General features: G+C 62.2%; 16 protein-coding genes and 1 pseudogene. 10 read left to right on the top strand and 7 right to left on the bottom strand.

Features of this window, described 5'->3' with window-relative positions; all coding sequences use genetic code 11:
- Positions 1-74 precede the first annotated feature (74 nt).
- On the bottom strand, positions 75-830 hold the full coding sequence (gene tpiA, locus PG879_RS05290; RefSeq protein WP_029314576.1) for a triose-phosphate isomerase: 756 nt from the start codon (positions 828-830) through the stop codon (positions 75-77).
- A 135-nt stretch (positions 831-965) separates the two neighbouring features.
- On the bottom strand, positions 966-1751 hold the full coding sequence (gene elyC / locus PG879_RS05285) for an envelope biogenesis factor ElyC (protein ID WP_010674850.1): 786 nt from the start codon (positions 1749-1751) through the stop codon (positions 966-968).
- A 128-nt stretch (positions 1752-1879) separates the two neighbouring features.
- On the opposite strand from elyC, the gene cmoM reads away from it, so the two are divergent.
- The 9 genes from cmoM to PG879_RS05240 all read left to right on the top strand — a co-directional run bounded on the left by cmoM (position 1880) and on the right by PG879_RS05240 (position 12406).
- Complete coding sequence (cmoM, locus tag PG879_RS05280; protein WP_010674849.1) at positions 1880-2656, top strand: tRNA uridine 5-oxyacetic acid(34) methyltransferase CmoM; 777 nt, start codon at positions 1880-1882, stop codon at positions 2654-2656.
- A gap of 114 nt (positions 2657-2770) precedes the next feature.
- Entirely contained in the window at positions 2771-4090 is a 1320-nt protein-coding gene (mukF, locus tag PG879_RS05275) for a chromosome partition protein MukF (RefSeq protein WP_029314574.1), read from the top strand.
- Positions 4071-4808 carry a chromosome partition protein MukE gene (gene mukE / locus PG879_RS05270; protein WP_029314572.1) on the top strand — a complete coding sequence of 246 codons (738 nt, stop codon included), beginning with the start codon at positions 4071-4073 and terminating at the stop codon, positions 4806-4808. The genes mukF and mukE overlap by 20 nt, the downstream gene beginning before the upstream one ends.
- Positions 4809-4853: 45 nt before the next feature.
- The gene (mukB, locus tag PG879_RS05265; RefSeq protein WP_010674846.1) at positions 4854-9281 is read left to right on the top strand and encodes a chromosome partition protein MukB; all 4428 of its coding nucleotides are present in this window, start codon (positions 4854-4856) and stop codon (positions 9279-9281) included.
- A gap of 150 nt (positions 9282-9431) precedes the next feature.
- On the top strand, positions 9432-9818 hold the full coding sequence (locus PG879_RS05260) for a septal ring lytic transglycosylase RlpA family protein (RefSeq protein ID WP_010674845.1): 387 nt from the start codon (positions 9432-9434) through the stop codon (positions 9816-9818).
- Positions 9819-10106: 288 nt separating this feature from the next.
- Positions 10107-10580, top strand: a complete 474-nt coding sequence (locus tag PG879_RS05255) for a cupin domain-containing protein (RefSeq protein WP_010674844.1) — start codon at positions 10107-10109, stop codon at positions 10578-10580.
- A gap of 17 nt (positions 10581-10597) precedes the next feature.
- Positions 10598-11083, top strand: coding sequence for a GNAT family N-acetyltransferase (locus PG879_RS05250; protein WP_029314570.1), 486 nt, complete (start codon positions 10598-10600; stop codon positions 11081-11083).
- Between the two features lie 264 nt (positions 11084-11347).
- Complete coding sequence (locus tag PG879_RS05245) at positions 11348-11656, top strand: putative quinol monooxygenase (protein ID WP_010674842.1); 309 nt, start codon at positions 11348-11350, stop codon at positions 11654-11656.
- Positions 11657-11914: 258 nt separating this feature from the next.
- Positions 11915-12406: a SixA phosphatase family protein gene (locus PG879_RS05240; protein WP_010674841.1), complete on the top strand. Its 492-nt coding sequence runs from the start codon at positions 11915-11917 to the stop codon at positions 12404-12406.
- A 56-nt stretch (positions 12407-12462) separates the two neighbouring features.
- Here PG879_RS05240 and PG879_RS05235 read toward each other — a convergent pair whose 3' ends face one another.
- The 4 genes and pseudogenes from PG879_RS05235 to PG879_RS05220 form a co-directional block, all read right to left on the bottom strand.
- Complete coding sequence (locus PG879_RS05235) at positions 12463-12843, bottom strand: hypothetical protein (protein WP_085943958.1); 381 nt, start codon at positions 12841-12843, stop codon at positions 12463-12465.
- Positions 12833-13060 (bottom strand): hypothetical protein, encoded by a 228-nt coding sequence (locus PG879_RS05230; RefSeq protein ID WP_085943960.1) that lies wholly within the window; start codon positions 13058-13060, stop codon positions 12833-12835. The genes PG879_RS05235 and PG879_RS05230 overlap by 11 nt, the downstream gene beginning before the upstream one ends.
- A 125-nt stretch (positions 13061-13185) precedes the next feature.
- Positions 13186-13389, bottom strand: a complete 204-nt coding sequence (locus tag PG879_RS05225; RefSeq protein ID WP_010674840.1) for a hypothetical protein — start codon at positions 13387-13389, stop codon at positions 13186-13188.
- Between the two features lie 123 nt (positions 13390-13512).
- Positions 13513-14129: pseudogene (locus PG879_RS05220) on the bottom strand (LysE family translocator).
- 441 nt (positions 14130-14570) lie between these two features.
- On the opposite strand from PG879_RS05220, the gene PG879_RS05215 reads away from it, so the two are divergent.
- On the top strand, positions 14571-15596 hold the full coding sequence (locus PG879_RS05215; protein ID WP_010674839.1) for a Wadjet anti-phage system protein JetD domain-containing protein: 1026 nt from the start codon (positions 14571-14573) through the stop codon (positions 15594-15596).
- Positions 15597-15940: 344 nt separating this feature from the next.
- Here PG879_RS05215 and PG879_RS05210 read toward each other — a convergent pair whose 3' ends face one another.
- Positions 15941-16519, bottom strand: coding sequence for a PhnA domain-containing protein (locus tag PG879_RS05210; RefSeq protein WP_010674837.1), 579 nt, complete (start codon positions 16517-16519; stop codon positions 15941-15943).
- Between the last annotated feature and the right edge of the window lie 75 nt (positions 16520-16594).

The raw sequence follows: 16594 nt of genomic DNA, 5'->3' as shown, positions 1-16594 counted from the left end.
CGGCTTTCCTATGGCGAGAGGGTCCATAGGAAAGCGATATGCAAAGAGGGGCGGGGCCCCTCTTTGCTTGGCGCTTACTTGGCGGCGCCAGCGATGATCTGGGAGAAGTCGTCCACTTTCAGGGACGCGCCACCCACCAGGCCACCGTCGATGTCCGGCTGGCCGAACAGGTCGGCAGCGGTGGCGCCAGTCACGGAGCCGCCGTACAGGATCTGTACCTTGGCAGCCACGGCTGCATCAAAACCGGCCAGGTATTGACGGATGTGAGCATGCACGGATTGTGCGATCTCCGGGGTGGCGGTCTTGCCGGTGCCGATGGCCCATACCGGCTCGTAAGCGATGACGGCGTTCTCGAAGGAGGCGATGCCGCAGCGATCGATCACGGCCTTGAGCTGGGTCTCGACCACCTGGTTGGTGGTACCGGCTTCGAACTGGGCCAGGGTTTCACCGATGCACAGCACGGGGATCAGGCCGCCCTTCTGGATGGCTTCGTACTTGGCAGCCACCACGTCGTCGGTCTCTGCGTGCAGGGTACGACGCTCGCTGTGACCGACCAGGGAGTAGGTGCAGCCGAAGGCTTTGAGCATGGAGGGGGCGTTTTCGCCGGTGAAGGCGCCGGACTCGTGAACGTCGGCGTTCTGGGCACCGTAGGCGATCTTGCTGCCAGCGGTCAGCTGTTCAACCAGACCCAAAAAGATAACCGGCGGGCAGACGGCCACTTGCACGGAAGGATGAGCGGCAGCGGCCGGGGTCAGTCCTTTGATCAGGGCTTCTACAGAAGCCTTGGTGCCGTTCAGTTTCCAGTTACCCATTACCAGGTGCTGTCTCATCTTCTATATCTCCTAGGCATTTGATTGCGCAACATTATATGAATTGAACCGAGCCCAAGATAGCTGACCCGGCGGCAAATGACGTAATTTTTTTTCGCTTTCCTGATCCAAATCAGGAATGCAAGGCGCGATTGCTCACTCGGTGACCTGCCCACGCAAACGGGCCCACCATACCCCAATCCACTCGTGAATGGCAGCCTCGGAATACATCAGATAACGCCCCTTGGGGAGGTAGCTGTAGAGGGGTTGCAGCTCCTGACTCTGCTTGGCGGTGTAATCGGTGGGAGCCGGCACCGCATCGAGTCCCTGACTGCGATAGAGAGCCATGGCCCGGGGCAGGTGGGTGGCCGAACTCACCAGCGCCACCCGCTTGCCGTTGAGGTGGGCGGCGATGCTGACCGCCTCGTCATGGGTGTCTTTGTTGTTTTCAAACAACGTCATGCGCGCACGCGGGATGCCAAGGCTGGCCGCCATGCGGGCGTTGACCTCGGCGTTCGACAGGGGATCCCCGGCCACTGCGCCGGAGAAAACCAGCTCGGCCTCTGGATAGGCCAGAGCCAGGCGAACCCCTTCCAGGGTGCGCGCCAGGGAGATGTTGTTTTGCCAGGCGCGCTCTGGGATGGCCGGATCGCTCACATGACCGTTGCCCAGCACGACGATGGCCTGGATGTCAGGATGCTGGCTCACCTCGAAGGGGGGATAGGTCTGCTCCAGGCTGCGGGCCAGCTCGTAGCTCACCGGCCGCGTCCCCATCAGGGCGATGATCACCAAGGAGAGGGTCGCCAGCAGCCTGCCGCTTTTTTGAAAGCGGGTGAACCAGAGCAGCACGAGCGCCAGCACCAACAAGGAGAGAGAGAAGGGGAGCGGCATCAACAGATGGCCCAGCCATTTCTTGATGACAAAGAAGTTGAGCTCGAACACGACAGACACGTCCTTGAGTTTTCAGCAAATTCGGGATGTGACAGAATACCCCTCTTTTTTCCTGTGGCCCAATCCTGTGTGGTTCCTCCTGCGGCCCTCATGGCGGGGCGGTCGAAGATGAGTGTGTCTTGAAGCAAGATCAGAGTTTTGACGGGCGCGCGGACAAGTTCGCTCGCAACATTTACGACTCCACCAAGGGGCGCATTCGCACCACCATTGTCTGGAGTGACATCGAAGCCTGCCTGGCGCGCCTGGGCAACCGGCCGCTGCGCATCCTGGATGCCGGCGGCGGCTTTGGCTACTTCGCCCAGAAACTGGCGGCCATGGGCCATCAGGTGGAGCTGTGCGATTTGTCGGCAGAAATGCTGGATCTGGCCCGGGAGCAGATCGCCCAGAAGGGCTTGGAAGACAGAATTCGTCTCATCCATTGCCCCATTCAGGAGCTCAAGCAACACGTGACCGGCACCTTCGATCTGGTGCTCTGTCACGCGGTACTGGAGTGGCTCGCCGAGCCGCGCCAGACCTTGCTGGGTCTGTTCCCTTTCGTCAAGGCTGGGGGCATACTGTCGCTGCTTTTTTACAATCGTCACGGCCTCCTGTTCCAGAGCCTGGTGGTGGGCAATTTTGACTATGTGCGCCTGGGCCTTCGCAAGAAACGCCAGACAGCCCTGACACCCACCAATCCCCAGTTGCCGGAGCAGGTCTATGACTGGATAGGCCGGGGGGGATTGCGGATCATCGGCAAGACCGGGGTGCGTGTCATCCACGACTACATGCGCCACAAGCAGGATCAGGTCGAGAAGTTCGAGGACCTGCTGGCCATGGAGCAGCAATATTGCCGCCAGGAGCCCTTTGTTTCCCTGGGGCGCTACATCCATGTGATGGCCCAGAAACCGGCCGGTTGAGCCCCACCGGCATGAATACGATGCGGGATCCAGCCGCCGGGGCGCCACCGACCCCGGCCTATATCACCACGGCAGGCAAAGACCTGCCGACTATAACAACGAGATGATAACGTCATGATGAGTACATCCCGTACCCTGCCAGAGACGGTGGGATGGGTCAGACAGGAGGGGTTGGCGCTGAACCTCCCCACCGACAGGCTGGCCTTTCTGATAGCGATCAAGACGCTCTCCGAGGACGAGTCTGATCTCTCGGAGGCCGCGCTGCACGATGCCTTTGGCTATGTCAGCAGTGCCTTCGGCCAGATGGACGAGACCCTCACCGGTCGCGCCAACAACGCCATCAACGATCTCATTCGTCAGCAACTGCTGTCGCGTTTCACCACCGACATGGTGGCGGGGGAGAGCCTCTACCGCCTGTCGCGCCTTGGCATGAGCATCGTCGATTTCTTCATGGATCAGCGCCAGGTGGACTCCATCAAGCTCTCCATCCTGCTCGAGCACCTGGCGGCCGAGCTCGACACCGCCCGCAAGGCGGCGCTCGAGACCAACACCCGGGAGCAGTGGGACGCCGAGGTGCTGCCGCGCCTCTCCTTCTCCTTGGAAGAGACGCTCGGGCGCATCGATCTCACCCAGCGCGCCATGGACGAGCAGCAAAACCAGGTCAAGAGCGAGATCGCGGCCCTGCTGACCCAGAACTGGGTCGATGCCATCCACAGCTGCGAGAAGCTCCTGCACGAGACCGGCCAGACCCTGCGCGAGTTGCAGGACACCCTGGACGCCGCCGGCCACCGCCTGCAGGCGGGGCTGCTCAACATTCAGGAAGCGGCCCAGGGGCGTGATGATCTGTTCCACGTCGAGGAGCTGACCCACGCCCTGCAGGGGCGTCTGGACGTCATCACCGCCTGGGGCCAGCAGTGCATCGAGCTCTGGTCCCGTTATGACAGGCACGTTCACAAGTTCATCCGCAACGCCATCGACATGGACAAGAACCGCGCCTTCAGCCAGCGGCTGCGGGAATCCATCCGCAACTTCGAGCAGCACAACTGGCTGCTGCGCGTGGCCGAGGAGCCCCGTCTGCTGGAGCTGCGGGATGAAACCATCGCCATCCACGACGAGGAGGTGACCGGCGAGGTGCCCCTCGAGATGGAGTACGTAGAGATGGTGGACATCAACCAGGAGCTGGCGGAGCGCATCGAGCGCTACCTGGCCCGCTACCCGGAGCAGGGAGATCGGCTGGATCTTGCCGACGTGCTGCGGGAATACCTGCTGGACTACCCGGCTCATGCCCACTTCGACGTGGCGCGCCTCCTGATCGATCAGGCCGTGCGTCTCGGCCATGCCAGCGGTGAGCGCGAGCACCACCGCCAACCCGCATGGAAACCCATCAACCAAGCTGGATCCAAGGTTCAGGCCTATGTCATCGATCAATACTGAATTCCCCTTGCCCCTGCGTCTCGCAGAGGCCATCGCCAACCCCTTGTTTCCGCGCATCGACACCGCCCTGCGCTCCGGTCGCCACATCAGTGCCGACGAATTCGAGCAGCACTCGGCCCTGGTGGAGTACCACCAGGAGCTGGAGATCTTCTACGGCCGCTATCAGGTGGAACTCATCAAGGCGCCGGAAGGCTTCTTCTACCTGCGTCCGCGCCCGAGCGCAGACATCGGAACAACAGTGTTATCTGAGCTCGATATGCTGGTGGGCAAGGTGCTCTGCTACCTCTTCCTGAGCCCGGACAGGCTCGCCTCTGAAGGGGTGTTCGCCATGGGCGAGCTGCAAGAAGAGGTGCTGAGTCTGGCGGACGAGAAGCAACTGCTGCGCATGGTCAACAGCCGCTCCGGCGGCACGGATCTGGACAAGAAGAAGCTCCTCGAGAAGATCCGCACCTCCATGCGTCGCCTCAAGCGCCTCGGGATGATCACCCCCCTTGGCAACAGCGACAAATTCCGGGTCAACGAGTCCGTGTTCCGCTTCGCCGCCGATGTGCGCTCCGACGAGGATCCTCGCGCGGTGCAACTGCGGATGATCCAGGAAGGGGAGGCCATTTTCCACGACGACGAGATGCCGAGCAGCGATTCCCTGTTCGAGGATATCGAAGAGGATCTGGACGAAGAGCAGCTGGAGCTGGAGGTGGAAGATGATCTGCAACGTTAATGTGCCGGCACTGATGGTGTCTGCCGGTTTGATGGAGAGTGTGGCGTGAGAGGCAAATTCAAATCCCTGACCATGGTCAACTGGAACGGCTTCTTCGCCCGCACCTTCGATCTCGACCAGCTGGTCACGACCCTGTCCGGCGGCAACGGCGCGGGCAAGTCCACCACCATGGCGGCCTTTATCGCGGCCCTCATTCCCGACCAGTCACTGCTCCACTTCCGTAACACCACGGAGGCGGGCTCCTCCAGCGCGTCCCGCGACAAGGGGCTCTACGGCAAGCTGCAGCGCGGCCACTGCTATTCGCTGCTGGAAGTGATGAACAGCCGCGAGCAGCGGATCTGGGTCGGCGTCCACCTCGAACAGGTGGCCAACCGTGACAACAAGGTCAACATCACCCCGTTCGCCCTGGTGGATGTGCCCGAGCACCTGGCGCCCACGGATCTGCTGCTGGAGAAGCTCGACGACGGCAAGGGCCGGGTACGTGCCTTCGCCGATCTGAAGGGGGCGGCAGCGGAGCTTGGCGCCATCAAGGTCGCCAAGTTCAATACGGTGACCGATTATCACAACTTCATGTTCGAGTTCGGCATCACCCCGAAGAAACTGCGGGATCAGAAGGATCGCGGCAAGTTCTACCGCCTGATCGAAGCTTCCCTCTACGGCGGTATTTCGTCTTCCATCAGCCGCTCCTTGCGTGAATACCTGCTGCCGGAGAACTCCGGAGTACGCAAGGCGTTCCAGGACATGGAGGCGGCCATCTACGAGAACCGCCGCACCCTGGAAGCCATCAAGGAGACCCAAGGTCAGCGTGATCTCTTCAAGAATCTCATCACCGAGACCACCCACTATGTGGCCGCGGAGTATGTGCGGGGCGCTGCCGAGAAGAGCCGCCTCTCCGAGCTGGCCCTCAAGGCACGCTCTGAGCTCGCCGGCAAACGCCGTCTGCTGGCCGAGGAGAAGCAGCGCGCCATCTATCTGGCGGACGAGGTGGATCAGCTCACCAACCGCGAGAAGCTCCTGACCGACGAGCTGGAGTCCGCCGCCGAGCACCTGGCCAAGGTGATGGCGGCCGTGGCCCTGCAAAAGAAGATTGCCCTCTATCGCGCCGATCTGGCGGAGCTCAACGACAAGCTCGAGCAGCAGCAGGCGGTGGTGGAAGAGATCCACGGCCAGTTGCTGGAAGTGGAGGAGCGCAAGGAGCTGGCCCAGGCAGAGGTGGACAGCCTCAAGACCCAGCTGGCCGACTACCAGCAGGCGCTCGATATCCAGCAGACCCGCGCCATCCAGTACCGTCAGGCGGTGCAGGCCCTGGAAAACGCCCGCGAGCAGTGCGAACTGCCGGGGCTCGAGCCTGCGCAGGCGAGCGACACCCTGCACCAGTTCCGCGCAGCCGAGCAGAGCCTCACCAGCCGGGTGCTGGGGGCCGAGCAGCAGCTGGCGCTGGCCAAGGCGGCGGTGGCCGAACACGAAGCGGCGCTGACGCTGCTGCTCAGCATCGCACCCGAGACAGTGCGCGAGGCTGCCTGGCCCACCGCGCAGGCGCTGCTCAAGCGCCACATCGAAGACAAGGCCCGCATTGCCCAGGGGCAGGGTCTGCGCGCCGCGCTGGCTCGCCTCGAGAAAGAGAGCGAAAGCCAGAAGACGCTCTTGCGGCTGCGAGACGAGCTGGCCCAGGCGTCTGGTCAGCACATTGCTAGCCAGGACGAGCTGGAGATCTTCCTCGAAGCCCAGCGCACCCGCCAGGAGGAGCTCTCCGAGCAGCAGGCAGAGGCCAATCAGCGCCGCGCCAGCCTCGAGCATCAGGGCACTCAGCTGGGTCGCGATATCGCGGAGCTGACCAAGCTGGCCCCGCGCTGGCTCAAATCCTTTGAAAAACTCGAGCAACTGCGCGAGCAGAGTGGCTTGGCCTTGGCCACCGCCGAAGAACTCTCTTCCGGCATGCAGAGCGTGCTCGACAAGGAGCGGGAGTTCGAGCAGGAGAGCAACCGCATTCAGGGCCAGAAACAGGCGCTGGAGCTGCAAATTCGCAACCTGCAGCTGGGTGCCGGCGAGGCGGATCCCCGTCTTGCCCGCATCGCCGAGCAGGTGGGGGGCGTGCTGCTCTCGGACGTCTATGACGACATCTCCATCGATGATGCCCCTTACTACTCCGCGCTCTACGGCCCGGCTCGCAGCGCCCTGGTGGTGCTCGACCTCGAAGGCGCCATCGAGCGGCTGAAAAAGCTGGAAGATTGCCCGGAAGATATCTACCTCATCCAGGGCAACCCCGACTCCTTTGACGAGGATCTGGTGGAAGCGGATGAGCTGGGGGACGCCGTGCTGGTGCGCACCAGCAAACGTCAGGTGCGCTTCTCCCGCTACCCCGAGCTGCCGCTGTTTGGCCGCGCCGCCCGGGAAAAACGGATCGAGCAGCTCGATCTTGAGCGGGAAAACCTCATCGAGGGCTACGCCAAGGCCGCCTTCGAGCAGCAGAAGTACCACCGTCTCTACGGCCACTTCCGCGACTTTATCGGCCAGCATCTGGATATCGCCTTCCGCCCGGACCCCGAAGCCGAGGTGCAGGCCAAGCAGCACGAGCAGCGAAAGCTGCAAGAAACCATCGCCGAGTGCGACAAGCAGCTGAGTGATGCCAAAGCCGCCGCCGCCCAGCTGACCCGCCATATCCAGCTGGTGCAGGGGATGCTGCCCTTTGCCCACCTGTTTGCCGAGGCAGACCTGGCGGCCCGCCTCGAGGCGGCTCACGCCGATGTGGAGGCCCTTAAAACAGCCGAAGCCTTTATCGCCAGGCACGGCAAGGCGCTGGAAAAACTGGAAACCATGGTGCAGGTGCTGCGCCAGGATCCCCAGGATCTGGCGGCCCTGCAGGCGGCCTTTGACGAGGTGAGCGACCTGCTGGCCGAGCAGAAGCGCCGTTGCTACGCCCTCGATCAGCTGGTGGCCCGTTTGCCGCACTTTGCCTATCAGGATGCGCAAGATCTGCTGGGCAAGGCCTCCGAGATGAGCGAGCGACTCAAAGAGAAGCTCAAGGCGGCAGAGCTTGCCGCCCGCACCGCCGGTGAGCAGCACAAGCAGATCACCCAGCGCCACACCGAGGCGCTGCAACTGCGCACGGCGCTCGATTCCAGCGCCTCGGCCAAGGGGCAGACCCTGGCGGAGTTCGAGCAGGAGCTGGCGGCCATGGGGCTGACCCTGTCGGATGACATGGAAGAGAAGGCCCGTGCCCACAAGAAAGAGATTGAAGAGCTGCTTATCCGCACCCGGACCCGCCGCACCAGCGCCGAGGCCCAGTTGCAGGTGTGCAAGCGCGAAATCGAATCCCTTGGCGGTCGTCTCAAGCTCGAAGGCAAGGATTACTACAGCGCCCGCAAATCCCTGGTGGGTCACAAGGCGAGCTGGTCGCGGGTGGTGCGTCTGGCACGGGAGACCGACGTCGAGAAGCGTCTGAACAAGCGCGAGCTGGCTTATCTTGACAGCGACGAGCTGCGCTCCATGTCGGACAAGGCCCTCGGCGCCCTGCGGGTGGCGGTGGCCCACGACGAGGCCCTGCGCGATGCGCTGCGTCTGTCGGAAGGCAACCGCAGCACCGAGCAGAAGGTCACCTTCTACGTGCAGGTCTACCGTTACCTGAAAGATCGCATCCGCAACGACATCATCCGCTCGGACGATCCGGTTGAAGCCATCGAGGAGATGGAGATCGAGCTGGCGCGCCTCGCCGATGAGCTCAAGCAGCGGGAAACCCATCTGTCCCTCTCCTCCCACGAGGTGGCGGCCAAGATCACCAACATCATCCGCCGGGAGCAGAACCGCATCCGGGTATTGAACCAGGGCCTGCAGAACATCGCCTTCGGTCTGGTGCGCGGGGTGCGTCTCAACGTCAATATCCGCGAGGCCCACACTCGCCTCCTGACCGCACTCGCCGATCAGAGCGCCATGCACAACGATCTCTTCGCCGACAAGGAGCTCAGCTTCTCCGAGGCCATGGCCAAGCTCTTCCAGCGTCTCAATCCGCAGGTGGAGCAGGGGGAGCGCAACTATCAGGTGATGGGGGACGTGCTGCTGGATTATCGCAACTACCTGGAGCTGGAGATCGAGGTGCAGCGCGGGGCCGACGGCTGGCTGCGGGCCGAGAGTGGCGCCCTCTCCACCGGCGAGGCGATCGGCACCGGTCAGGCCATCCTCTTGATGGTGCTCATCAGCTGGGAGGAGGAGTCCCGCCGCCTGCGCGGCAAGGACATCGCTCCCTGCCGCCTGTTGTTCCTGGACGAAGCGGCACGGCTTGATGGCAAATCCATCGCCACCCTGTTCGAGCTGTGCGAGCGCCAGGACATGCAGCTGCTTATCGCGGCGCCCGAGAACATCAGCCCCGAGAAGGGCACCACCTACAAGCTCATCCGCAAGGTGCAGGGCAAGCACGAGCATGTGCATGTGGTGGGGCTGCGCGGCTTTGGCTTCGCCGATGACAAGCTCATCGCCTGACCCCTTCCCCTGACAGGGGCTGACGGAGCGATACGCAAAACGGGAGGCCTGGGCCTCCCGTTTTCCATGGGAAATATGAGAGAGTAGGCCCCTGTTAACGGAAGCCCGACTGGCGATGCTGGTCGCTCTGTCCCATCGAGGAAGCAACGCATGACGACGCGACAAAAAGGGCTGCTGGCCTCCCTGTGCCTGCTGCTGGCGGCCTGCAGCAGCCAGCCTGATGCAGGCAGTGCGGGCAACTGGCGAGGCTATAGCGAGACGGGGCTCGCCTCCTATTACGCCGATCGCTACCACAACAAACGCACTGCCAGCGGGGAGCCTTACCAGCGCCACGACAACACCGCCGCCCACATGACACTGCCCTTTGGCGCTCTGGTGAGGGTCACCAACATGGCCAACGACAAGAGCGTGGTGGTGCGGGTCAACGACAGGGGCAATTTCCCCCGCGGGCGCATCATCGATCTCTCCAGGGCAGCGTTCAGCGCCATCGGCAATCCCCGATCCGGGCTTATCAAGGTCAGGATTGAGGTGCTCTAGTCACCGGGTCTGCATGTGCCGGTGCCCCTCCATACCCGGGCCGCTGGAAGAGGGCATTTTCCAGTGATCGCGGGCCATCTTCTTTATTCCATTGGTGAGGTCGCCAACGCGACTTCCCATTTTCCGGTGTGCCATTAAGATAGCCAAACGAAAATCAGGGCGTCTTTACCATCTGGCGGCAACCGGGCATGACATGGTGTGTGAGACACCCCTTCAACCCCCTGCCCATGTTTTGTCGCTAAGGAGCAGGCTATAAAGAGAGACGTCATTCACAGGGAGGATCAGAACATGACTGACAAACGCGCCATTCAGGCAATGGCCATCCCCGAGCACAAGGCAAAGTCCCTCTATCCGGAGCCCTTTGCTTCCCTGGTCAAGCACCGCACCCGGCGCAGGCTGGGGGATCATTTCGGCCTCGCCAATTTCGGGGTCAATCTGACGACCCTGGCACCGGGGGCCATCTCGGCGCTCAAGCACCATCACGGCCTGCAGGACGAGTTCGTCTATGTACTCTCGGGCAATCCCACCCTGCGCCACGGGGAGGAGGAGTACCGGATGTCGCCGGGGGAGTGCATCGGCTTCAAGGGGGGCAGCGGCCTGGCCCACCAGTTGCTCAACCACGGTGAGGTGGACGCCGTCTATCTCGAGGTGGGGGACAGGCTGCCAGGGGATACCGTCGACTATCCCGACGACGATCTGGCCCTGGTACAGGGTGCCGATGGTGCCTGGTCAGCCAGACACAAGGATGGCAGCCCCTACTAGGGGGGCCTCTTCGGGCAATGAGAGAGACCTCCATGGTGTTCAGCCCCTTTTCTGCTGTCAGGGCAGAGGATTTTCTGCCGCTGCTCAACGACGAGACGCTGCGAAAGCACCTGATCCCTCACCCGCTTTTCGAAGTGGCCGGGGTGCGCGACTGGATGGCGTACAAGCTGGGAGTCGACGCCCGGCCAGGTTGCCGCGTGCGCGCCATCTTCCTCGACGGCACCCTGGCGGGGTGGTGCGGCATCCAGCCTGATGACGAGGGGGTGGAGCTTGCCATCGTGCTCGCCAAGGCCGGCTGGGGAAGCGGCGTGGCGATTTTCAACGAGATGATGGGGTGGGCGAGGGAGCTTGGCCATCGGACGATCCTCTTTCACTTGCTGGATACCCGCCAGCCTTATCGATCCCTCGCCAGACGGGCCATCTGGGTGAGGAAAACGCGCCTGGGCGAACACCCTTTCACCACCTATTGCCTTGACGTTGAACGTTGGTCTGCAGGCCCTTAGCCTGGACCAGGGGCAGCAAGCCGTGCCGCCTCCTGGCGGGTCCCGTTGCCACCCTTTGCGCCATGATCCCTCCCGCTCGTTTGTTCCTCCGTGCACGGTGTGGTTATCCACCCCGTTGAACACAGTGTTCATTCTGCCCCCCTATATGGCCCCCACCGTCCTGCCTACACTGGGCAACGTCTGATGGAGGCGCATCCGGCAGTATAAATAGCTGTCCAGGTTGCACTCTCTGGCGTGTTGACGATGTACAACGGAGATAACTGGATGAAAAAAGAGACAGACAAACTGGTATCGATCGCGGTGCTCAAGGCCCGTGACGGCATGGGAGAGCGTCTTCGCGATGCCCTGCTTACCTTGATTGGTCCCACTCGCCAGGAGCCGGGCAACCTCGATTACGTGCTGTTCGAGTTGAAGGATGAACCCGGCACCTTCTACATGCGGGAAGCCTTCGTGAGTCAGGCCGCCCTGGATGCCCACTGTGAGACCGCGTATTTCCAGGCTTTCGCTCGCCAGGCGGACGAACTGCTGGCCGAACCCCTTCGGCTTGTTTTCATGGAAGAAGTGAGTCCCTGATCCTTGCCGCAGAGCCCGATGATCCCCTCATCGGGCTTTTTTCCTTCAGCCTCGCTCCCGGCAATCGCATCTACCTGCTCGGCTGCGTGGCCATGGCCCTCAACCCCATCCTGATCAAGCGCTGCTACCGGGGGAGTCCTTCCTCCACCTGACCGGCTGGACCCTCATCTGCGCCACTGTGCTGCTGCCCCTTCATGCTGGCAAATGGGGGGTGGTCTGAGGGGCTGCCTGTCGCTCTGATCAACCAGGGAGTGCGTCATGAGAAGAACCCTGATCCTGGTACGCCATGGCAAGTCGAGCTGGGAGGACGCGTCTTTGTCTGACCGCGCTCGTCCGCTGGCGGCGCGCGGGCTGCGCGATGCGCCCCTGATGGGGGCTCGCCTGGCGTGCCTGGGGGTGAAGCCCGATCTCATCCTCTCGAGCCCCGCCTGCCGGGCCCTGACGACCGCCCGGCTGCTTGCCGCAGAGCTGGGTTATTCCCCGAACCACATCGCCATCGACGAGGGCCTCTACGAGAGCGATGCCGGGACCCTTCTCGGGGTGGTGGGGGCGCTTTCAGATGATCTCGCCTGCGTGCTGCTGGTGGGTCATGATCCTGCCTTCACCGACCTGGCTCATGGCTTTTCCTCCGGTATCACTCGCATGCCGACCTGCGCCCTCGCCCGCTTCATCTTCGACGCCCCCTCCTGGTCGGCGCTCCCGTCCTGCTCGCCGGTGGTGGCCGTGCTGGACTTTCCGAAGAAGAGGTAGGGGGGGCAGAAACGACAAGGGGAGCCGCGGCTCCCCTTGTCGTGATGGTGACGGGGTCATTTGGCCGCGATGGGCCCCTTGGTGCCCGCGTCGTTGTCGACCCAGCCATCTTCTCCCTTGAGGCGGCGATCCCCCTGGATGGTGTAGATGACCATGCCCTCCTTGAACACCAGGGCGCCGTCGGATTTCCTGGCACTGACCTGCTTGTCGTTGACCCACACCTGATCCTTGTCATCGATGCGGATGTTCGCGACCGTGGCGCCCGTCTCGGGGAAGGTGGCGACCCAGTTGCCGGTGTAGGGGCTGGCGCTGGCCGCTGCGGGGGCGGCGCCAAATCCGGCGGCGGCGTTCTCGGCCTTGCTCATGTTGATGTCACAGCCGCTGAGTTCGCTCACCTGGGTACAGCCTGAGCGCTCCAGCTTCTGCTCATAGCTCATAGCTCATGTTCAATCCGCCTTCGTTGGCCGTGGCGGCGGTGCCAAATCCTGCCTTGGCGTTTTCCGCCTTGCTCTTGTGAATATCGCAGCCCTGGGCTTCGGTCACCTGGGTGCAGCCGGAGCGTTCCAGCTGCTCGGCGTATTTGTGGTTGATGGCGTGAACCTGGGCGCTGCCCAACAGGGTGAGGGTCAGGATGAGCGCGGTCTGTCTGAACATGATCAATACCTCTGGCAATGGGTCATTCGGGCTTGCTGCTCCCTGGGCGGCAAGGGGCTTGCGCTGGCGAGATGAAGCCCTCTCTCACCATAGCAAGCAGGAGGGAGCGAAAGACGATGTCTGCGTCAGCTCTGGGGGATGCGGACCCCCTTGTCGAGGTAGAGGCTGCTGTAGTGGGCGCGGTGGGTGACGCACATCACCTGATGGCGACTGCCATCGGAGAGAATGATGAAATCACCGGCCTGTGCCGGGCTTTGCAAGCGGATCTCGTGTTCGGGGGCCGTCAGCTTGTCGGCCTCCTCCCGGAAGGTGAGGGTGTAGGAATACATATGGCGCTCCACCGCAGGCTCATATACAGACACGCCTACAACTCTAGCCCCGGTAGCCGGGATCCGCGGCGCCCAAGCGGCGCCGATGGTGCAGATAATGTCAGCAGCGGTGAGGCACAGGGATCAGGGACGACCACTGAGCAGGATGGCGCCGCCCAGGGTGATGAAGAGCCCGCCGGTGATGCGGCCAACGAGGCGCTCGCCGCGACCTGGCTTGAAGTAGCGACCGGCGCGCCTGGCCAGGGCGACATAGCACAGATGCACCAGGCTGACGATGGCGCAGATGGTCAGGTACATGGTGATGAACTGCAGCGTCAGCGGACTCTGGTGATCGAGGAACTGGGGCAGCAGGGCGCAGAGGAAGACGATGGTCTTGGGGTTGCTGGCGGAGACCAGAAAGGCTTCTCGCAACAAGGAGAGGGTGGTTCTGGTGCGTCCCCGCGCGGTGGAGGGAGAGAGCCCTTGGGCACTGGTATTGGCCGCGCGCAGCGCCTTGTAGCCCAGATACACCAGGTAGCCACCCCCGCCAGCTTGAGGGCGACAAAGAGGGGAGGCAGGGTTTGCAGCAGGGCCCCCACCCCCATGGCGACCAGACCGATGAGGATGGCCTGGCACCCCAGGTTGCCGAGGATACTGACAAGGGCGGCGCGCCAGCCGTGTTGCAGACCGTTCTTGACCACCAGCAGCACATTGGGGCCAGGGGTCAGGGTCGCCAGCAGATAGGCCAGCGCAAACAGCATCCAGGTATTGGGGTTCATGAGCAGATCCTTGGCGTCAAAGCTGGCATGATGCCAGCCTCTTTGACGAGTCGTCCAGCGGCGTCTCTCCCGGCCCCGAAGAGGATCCAGGCGAGAGCAATCAGGTGCAGCATGGTCTGCGGCTGGAAATGAAATAGGCAAGGATATGTATAAAAAAATCGCATGAAGGCAGTTTTTTATGATGTGTTAAAACCGCAGATAAGCTGTCTTTTTTCTCACCGGTTAACCTATGGCGTCGCAGCATACTGATTTCACCGATGTCGATGGATTGCCAATCGTAAGCGCTGACCATCCTGCCACGAGCTTGTGGACGGGTGACGGTTTGAAAGAGCGATCTTCCTTTGGTGCGAGACAGGTCACGGTTGTGGACAGAAAGATCCCCTCTACTTGGCCATATGGAACCGCAATGAATGAGGGGGGAGGATGTCACTTTTTGATGAGCGTCGAGTGCAGGATCTCTGTGCCCGCTTGCTGGCAGACACTAATAACCAGGGATATTCACTCGATAGCAAGCATGGCCGCGAGTTGAGAGATCTCCTGCAGGCTGTGGGTGGAGTCAAGCCAGTGGGACGAGGGGCTCGTCATGTGTTGACCGATGCTGGAAGGAATTATCTCGCAGCACAGCTGGCACAGGTTGCACCAGTGATGCCGGACAGGCGTGACACGATACGGGCTCTCGGGGTGGACCTGCCCGCACATCTAAACCAGGCCAGTTTTCATGCCCTCTGGCATGGGGACAGCAAGAGCGGGATAGATCCAGATAATGATGCTATCGACATCACGCTGACACAGGATGAAGTGATTCGACTTCGCACGCTGAGCCCGCTGTCACTCATCGGCAAGGACGGACTGCGCTACGACATGAGGGCGCAACTGGCACTATTGGGAGAGCTGGTCTTACCGGAGCGCTGCTTGAGTAAGTTACATGGCATTGAGTGGCAGGGGCGGCAACTGGTCACGGTGGAGAACAAGGGAGCTTTCGTGGATTACCCGCTGCAAGTGGGGGAGTTGTTGCTCTATGTGCCTGGCCGCAATACCAAGTTGGCACGTCAGGTATTCCCGCTGTTGCCGGCTGCCGTACCCTGGGCCCATTTTGGCGATTTGGATCAGCGCGGATTGGATATCGCTAACGAGCTGGCCCATGCCCTTCGTCGTCCGTTGGCTCTTTGGCTACCCGACACCTTGATGGCCTATGTTCATCACTATGCCCGCACTCTGATCCGCCGTCTGGAGGGGCAACCGATCAGCAGAGGCAAGATCCCATGGGAGGAGGTACCCGTGGTGAGTGAGCATGGCAAGCAACTGGAAGAGGTCCTTATATATCTGATCGAAAAGGGATTGTGGTTGGAACAGGAAGTATTGGTGCTAGCCGGAGGTTGGCAGTCATGGCCACTCGACGCGCCTTGCGGCCAACGCAGTAATGAAAAAACCGCCATCAGGCGGTTTTAATGGTTGTCAGCCCCTATTTCAGGGCTTTTTTCAGCTTTTTGATCTTGCCTTCGTGCTTGGCGATTTTCGCCTGGCGGGCGGCGATCTTCTTTTTGATCTCTTTCTTGCTGGCCATGGGGCGGCTCCTTGTCTCGTGGGCGCCATGGGGATCAGGGTGCCCGGGGTCTTTCCATGCGTGCCGGGAAGGCCCTCTCCGTTGGCGCACTGGCGGCCAGGGGAGGGGGCATACCGCGGAACTGGTTTGCAGGATAGTCCAGTTTCCCCCGGATGCCACCCGAACGGCAGGAAACAGAGGCAACAAAAAAGTGCCCCCGGGGGGCGCTTCTGGCTTGAAGGGGTCAGTATCAGGCCTTCTTCAGGTAGGCGGCCACCAGCACGATCTGCATGCCGTTGACCTTGCCCTCGATGTGCAGCGGGTTGTTGGTCAGGCGAATGCCCTTGACCAGGGTGCCGCGCTTGGCGGTGAAGCCGGCGCCCTTGACGTCCAGATCCTTGATCAGGGTGACTGAGTCCCCTTCCACCAGCACGGCGCCATTGGAGTCGACGGTCGGTACGCTGTCGTCATCGTCGCTGGTCACGCCGGCGTCTGCCCAGGCCTTGACTTCGTCTTCCATGTACATCATGTCCAGCATGTCCTGGGCCCAGAGCTCGCCCCGGGCGACGAGGGCCTTCAACTGGCGCCAGGCCATCACCTGCACCGCCGGCACCTGGCTCCACATGCTGTCACCCAGACAGCGCCAGTGGTTCACCTCCGTGGTGTCCGGCTGCTCCAGCTGGCCGCGGCAGGTGGCGCAGAGGACCACGCTGTGGTCGTCGTCACTGGCGGGGGAGTGCGGCACCGGGAAGGCAGTCAGCGCATGTTCTGCGCCACACAGCTCGCATTTGGCATTTGCACGGGCTTGCAGGATGGCATTGATGGTCATGATTGGGTTCCGTTTATAGGGGTAAAGCGGCTCGCCGTGGCGGGCTGCGCGAATGAGGGGGCGGAATATAGCACA

It is taken from the genome of Aeromonas sp. QDB63 (assembly GCF_027707425.1).
GTDB classification, from domain to species: domain Bacteria; phylum Pseudomonadota; class Gammaproteobacteria; order Enterobacterales; family Aeromonadaceae; genus Aeromonas; species Aeromonas caviae.
The sequence above is the reverse complement of the archived record's forward strand: the minus strand, read 5'-3'. Positions and strand labels throughout refer to the sequence as shown.

What these genes read in the sequence shown, in the direction of transcription:
- mukE (WP_029314572.1), top strand. Translation starts at nt 4,071, where the DNA reads ATGTCATCGATCAATACTGAATTCCCCTTGCCCCTGCGTCTCGCAGAG.
- PG879_RS05210 (WP_010674837.1), bottom strand. Translation starts at nt 16,519, where the DNA reads ATGACCATCAATGCCATCCTGCAAGCCCGTGCAAATGCCAAATGCGAG.
- PG879_RS05230 (WP_085943960.1), bottom strand. Translation starts at nt 13,060, where the DNA reads ATGTTCAGACAGACCGCGCTCATCCTGACCCTCACCCTGTTGGGCAGC.
- tpiA (WP_029314576.1), bottom strand. Translation starts at nt 830, where the DNA reads ATGAGACAGCACCTGGTAATGGGTAACTGGAAACTGAACGGCACCAAG.
- PG879_RS05260 (WP_010674845.1), top strand. Translation starts at nt 9,432, where the DNA reads ATGACGACGCGACAAAAAGGGCTGCTGGCCTCCCTGTGCCTGCTGCTG.
- PG879_RS05255 (WP_010674844.1), top strand. Translation starts at nt 10,107, where the DNA reads ATGACTGACAAACGCGCCATTCAGGCAATGGCCATCCCCGAGCACAAG.
- mukF (WP_029314574.1), top strand. Translation starts at nt 2,771, where the DNA reads ATGATGAGTACATCCCGTACCCTGCCAGAGACGGTGGGATGGGTCAGA.
- PG879_RS05235 (WP_085943958.1), bottom strand. Translation starts at nt 12,843, where the DNA reads ATGAGCTATGAGCAGAAGCTGGAGCGCTCAGGCTGTACCCAGGTGAGC.
- PG879_RS05245 (WP_010674842.1), top strand. Translation starts at nt 11,348, where the DNA reads ATGAAAAAAGAGACAGACAAACTGGTATCGATCGCGGTGCTCAAGGCC.
- PG879_RS05215 (WP_010674839.1), top strand. Translation starts at nt 14,571, where the DNA reads ATGTCACTTTTTGATGAGCGTCGAGTGCAGGATCTCTGTGCCCGCTTG.
- PG879_RS05250 (WP_029314570.1), top strand. Translation starts at nt 10,598, where the DNA reads ATGAGAGAGACCTCCATGGTGTTCAGCCCCTTTTCTGCTGTCAGGGCA.
- PG879_RS05225 (WP_010674840.1), bottom strand. Translation starts at nt 13,389, where the DNA reads ATGTATTCCTACACCCTCACCTTCCGGGAGGAGGCCGACAAGCTGACG.
- PG879_RS05240 (WP_010674841.1), top strand. Translation starts at nt 11,915, where the DNA reads ATGAGAAGAACCCTGATCCTGGTACGCCATGGCAAGTCGAGCTGGGAG.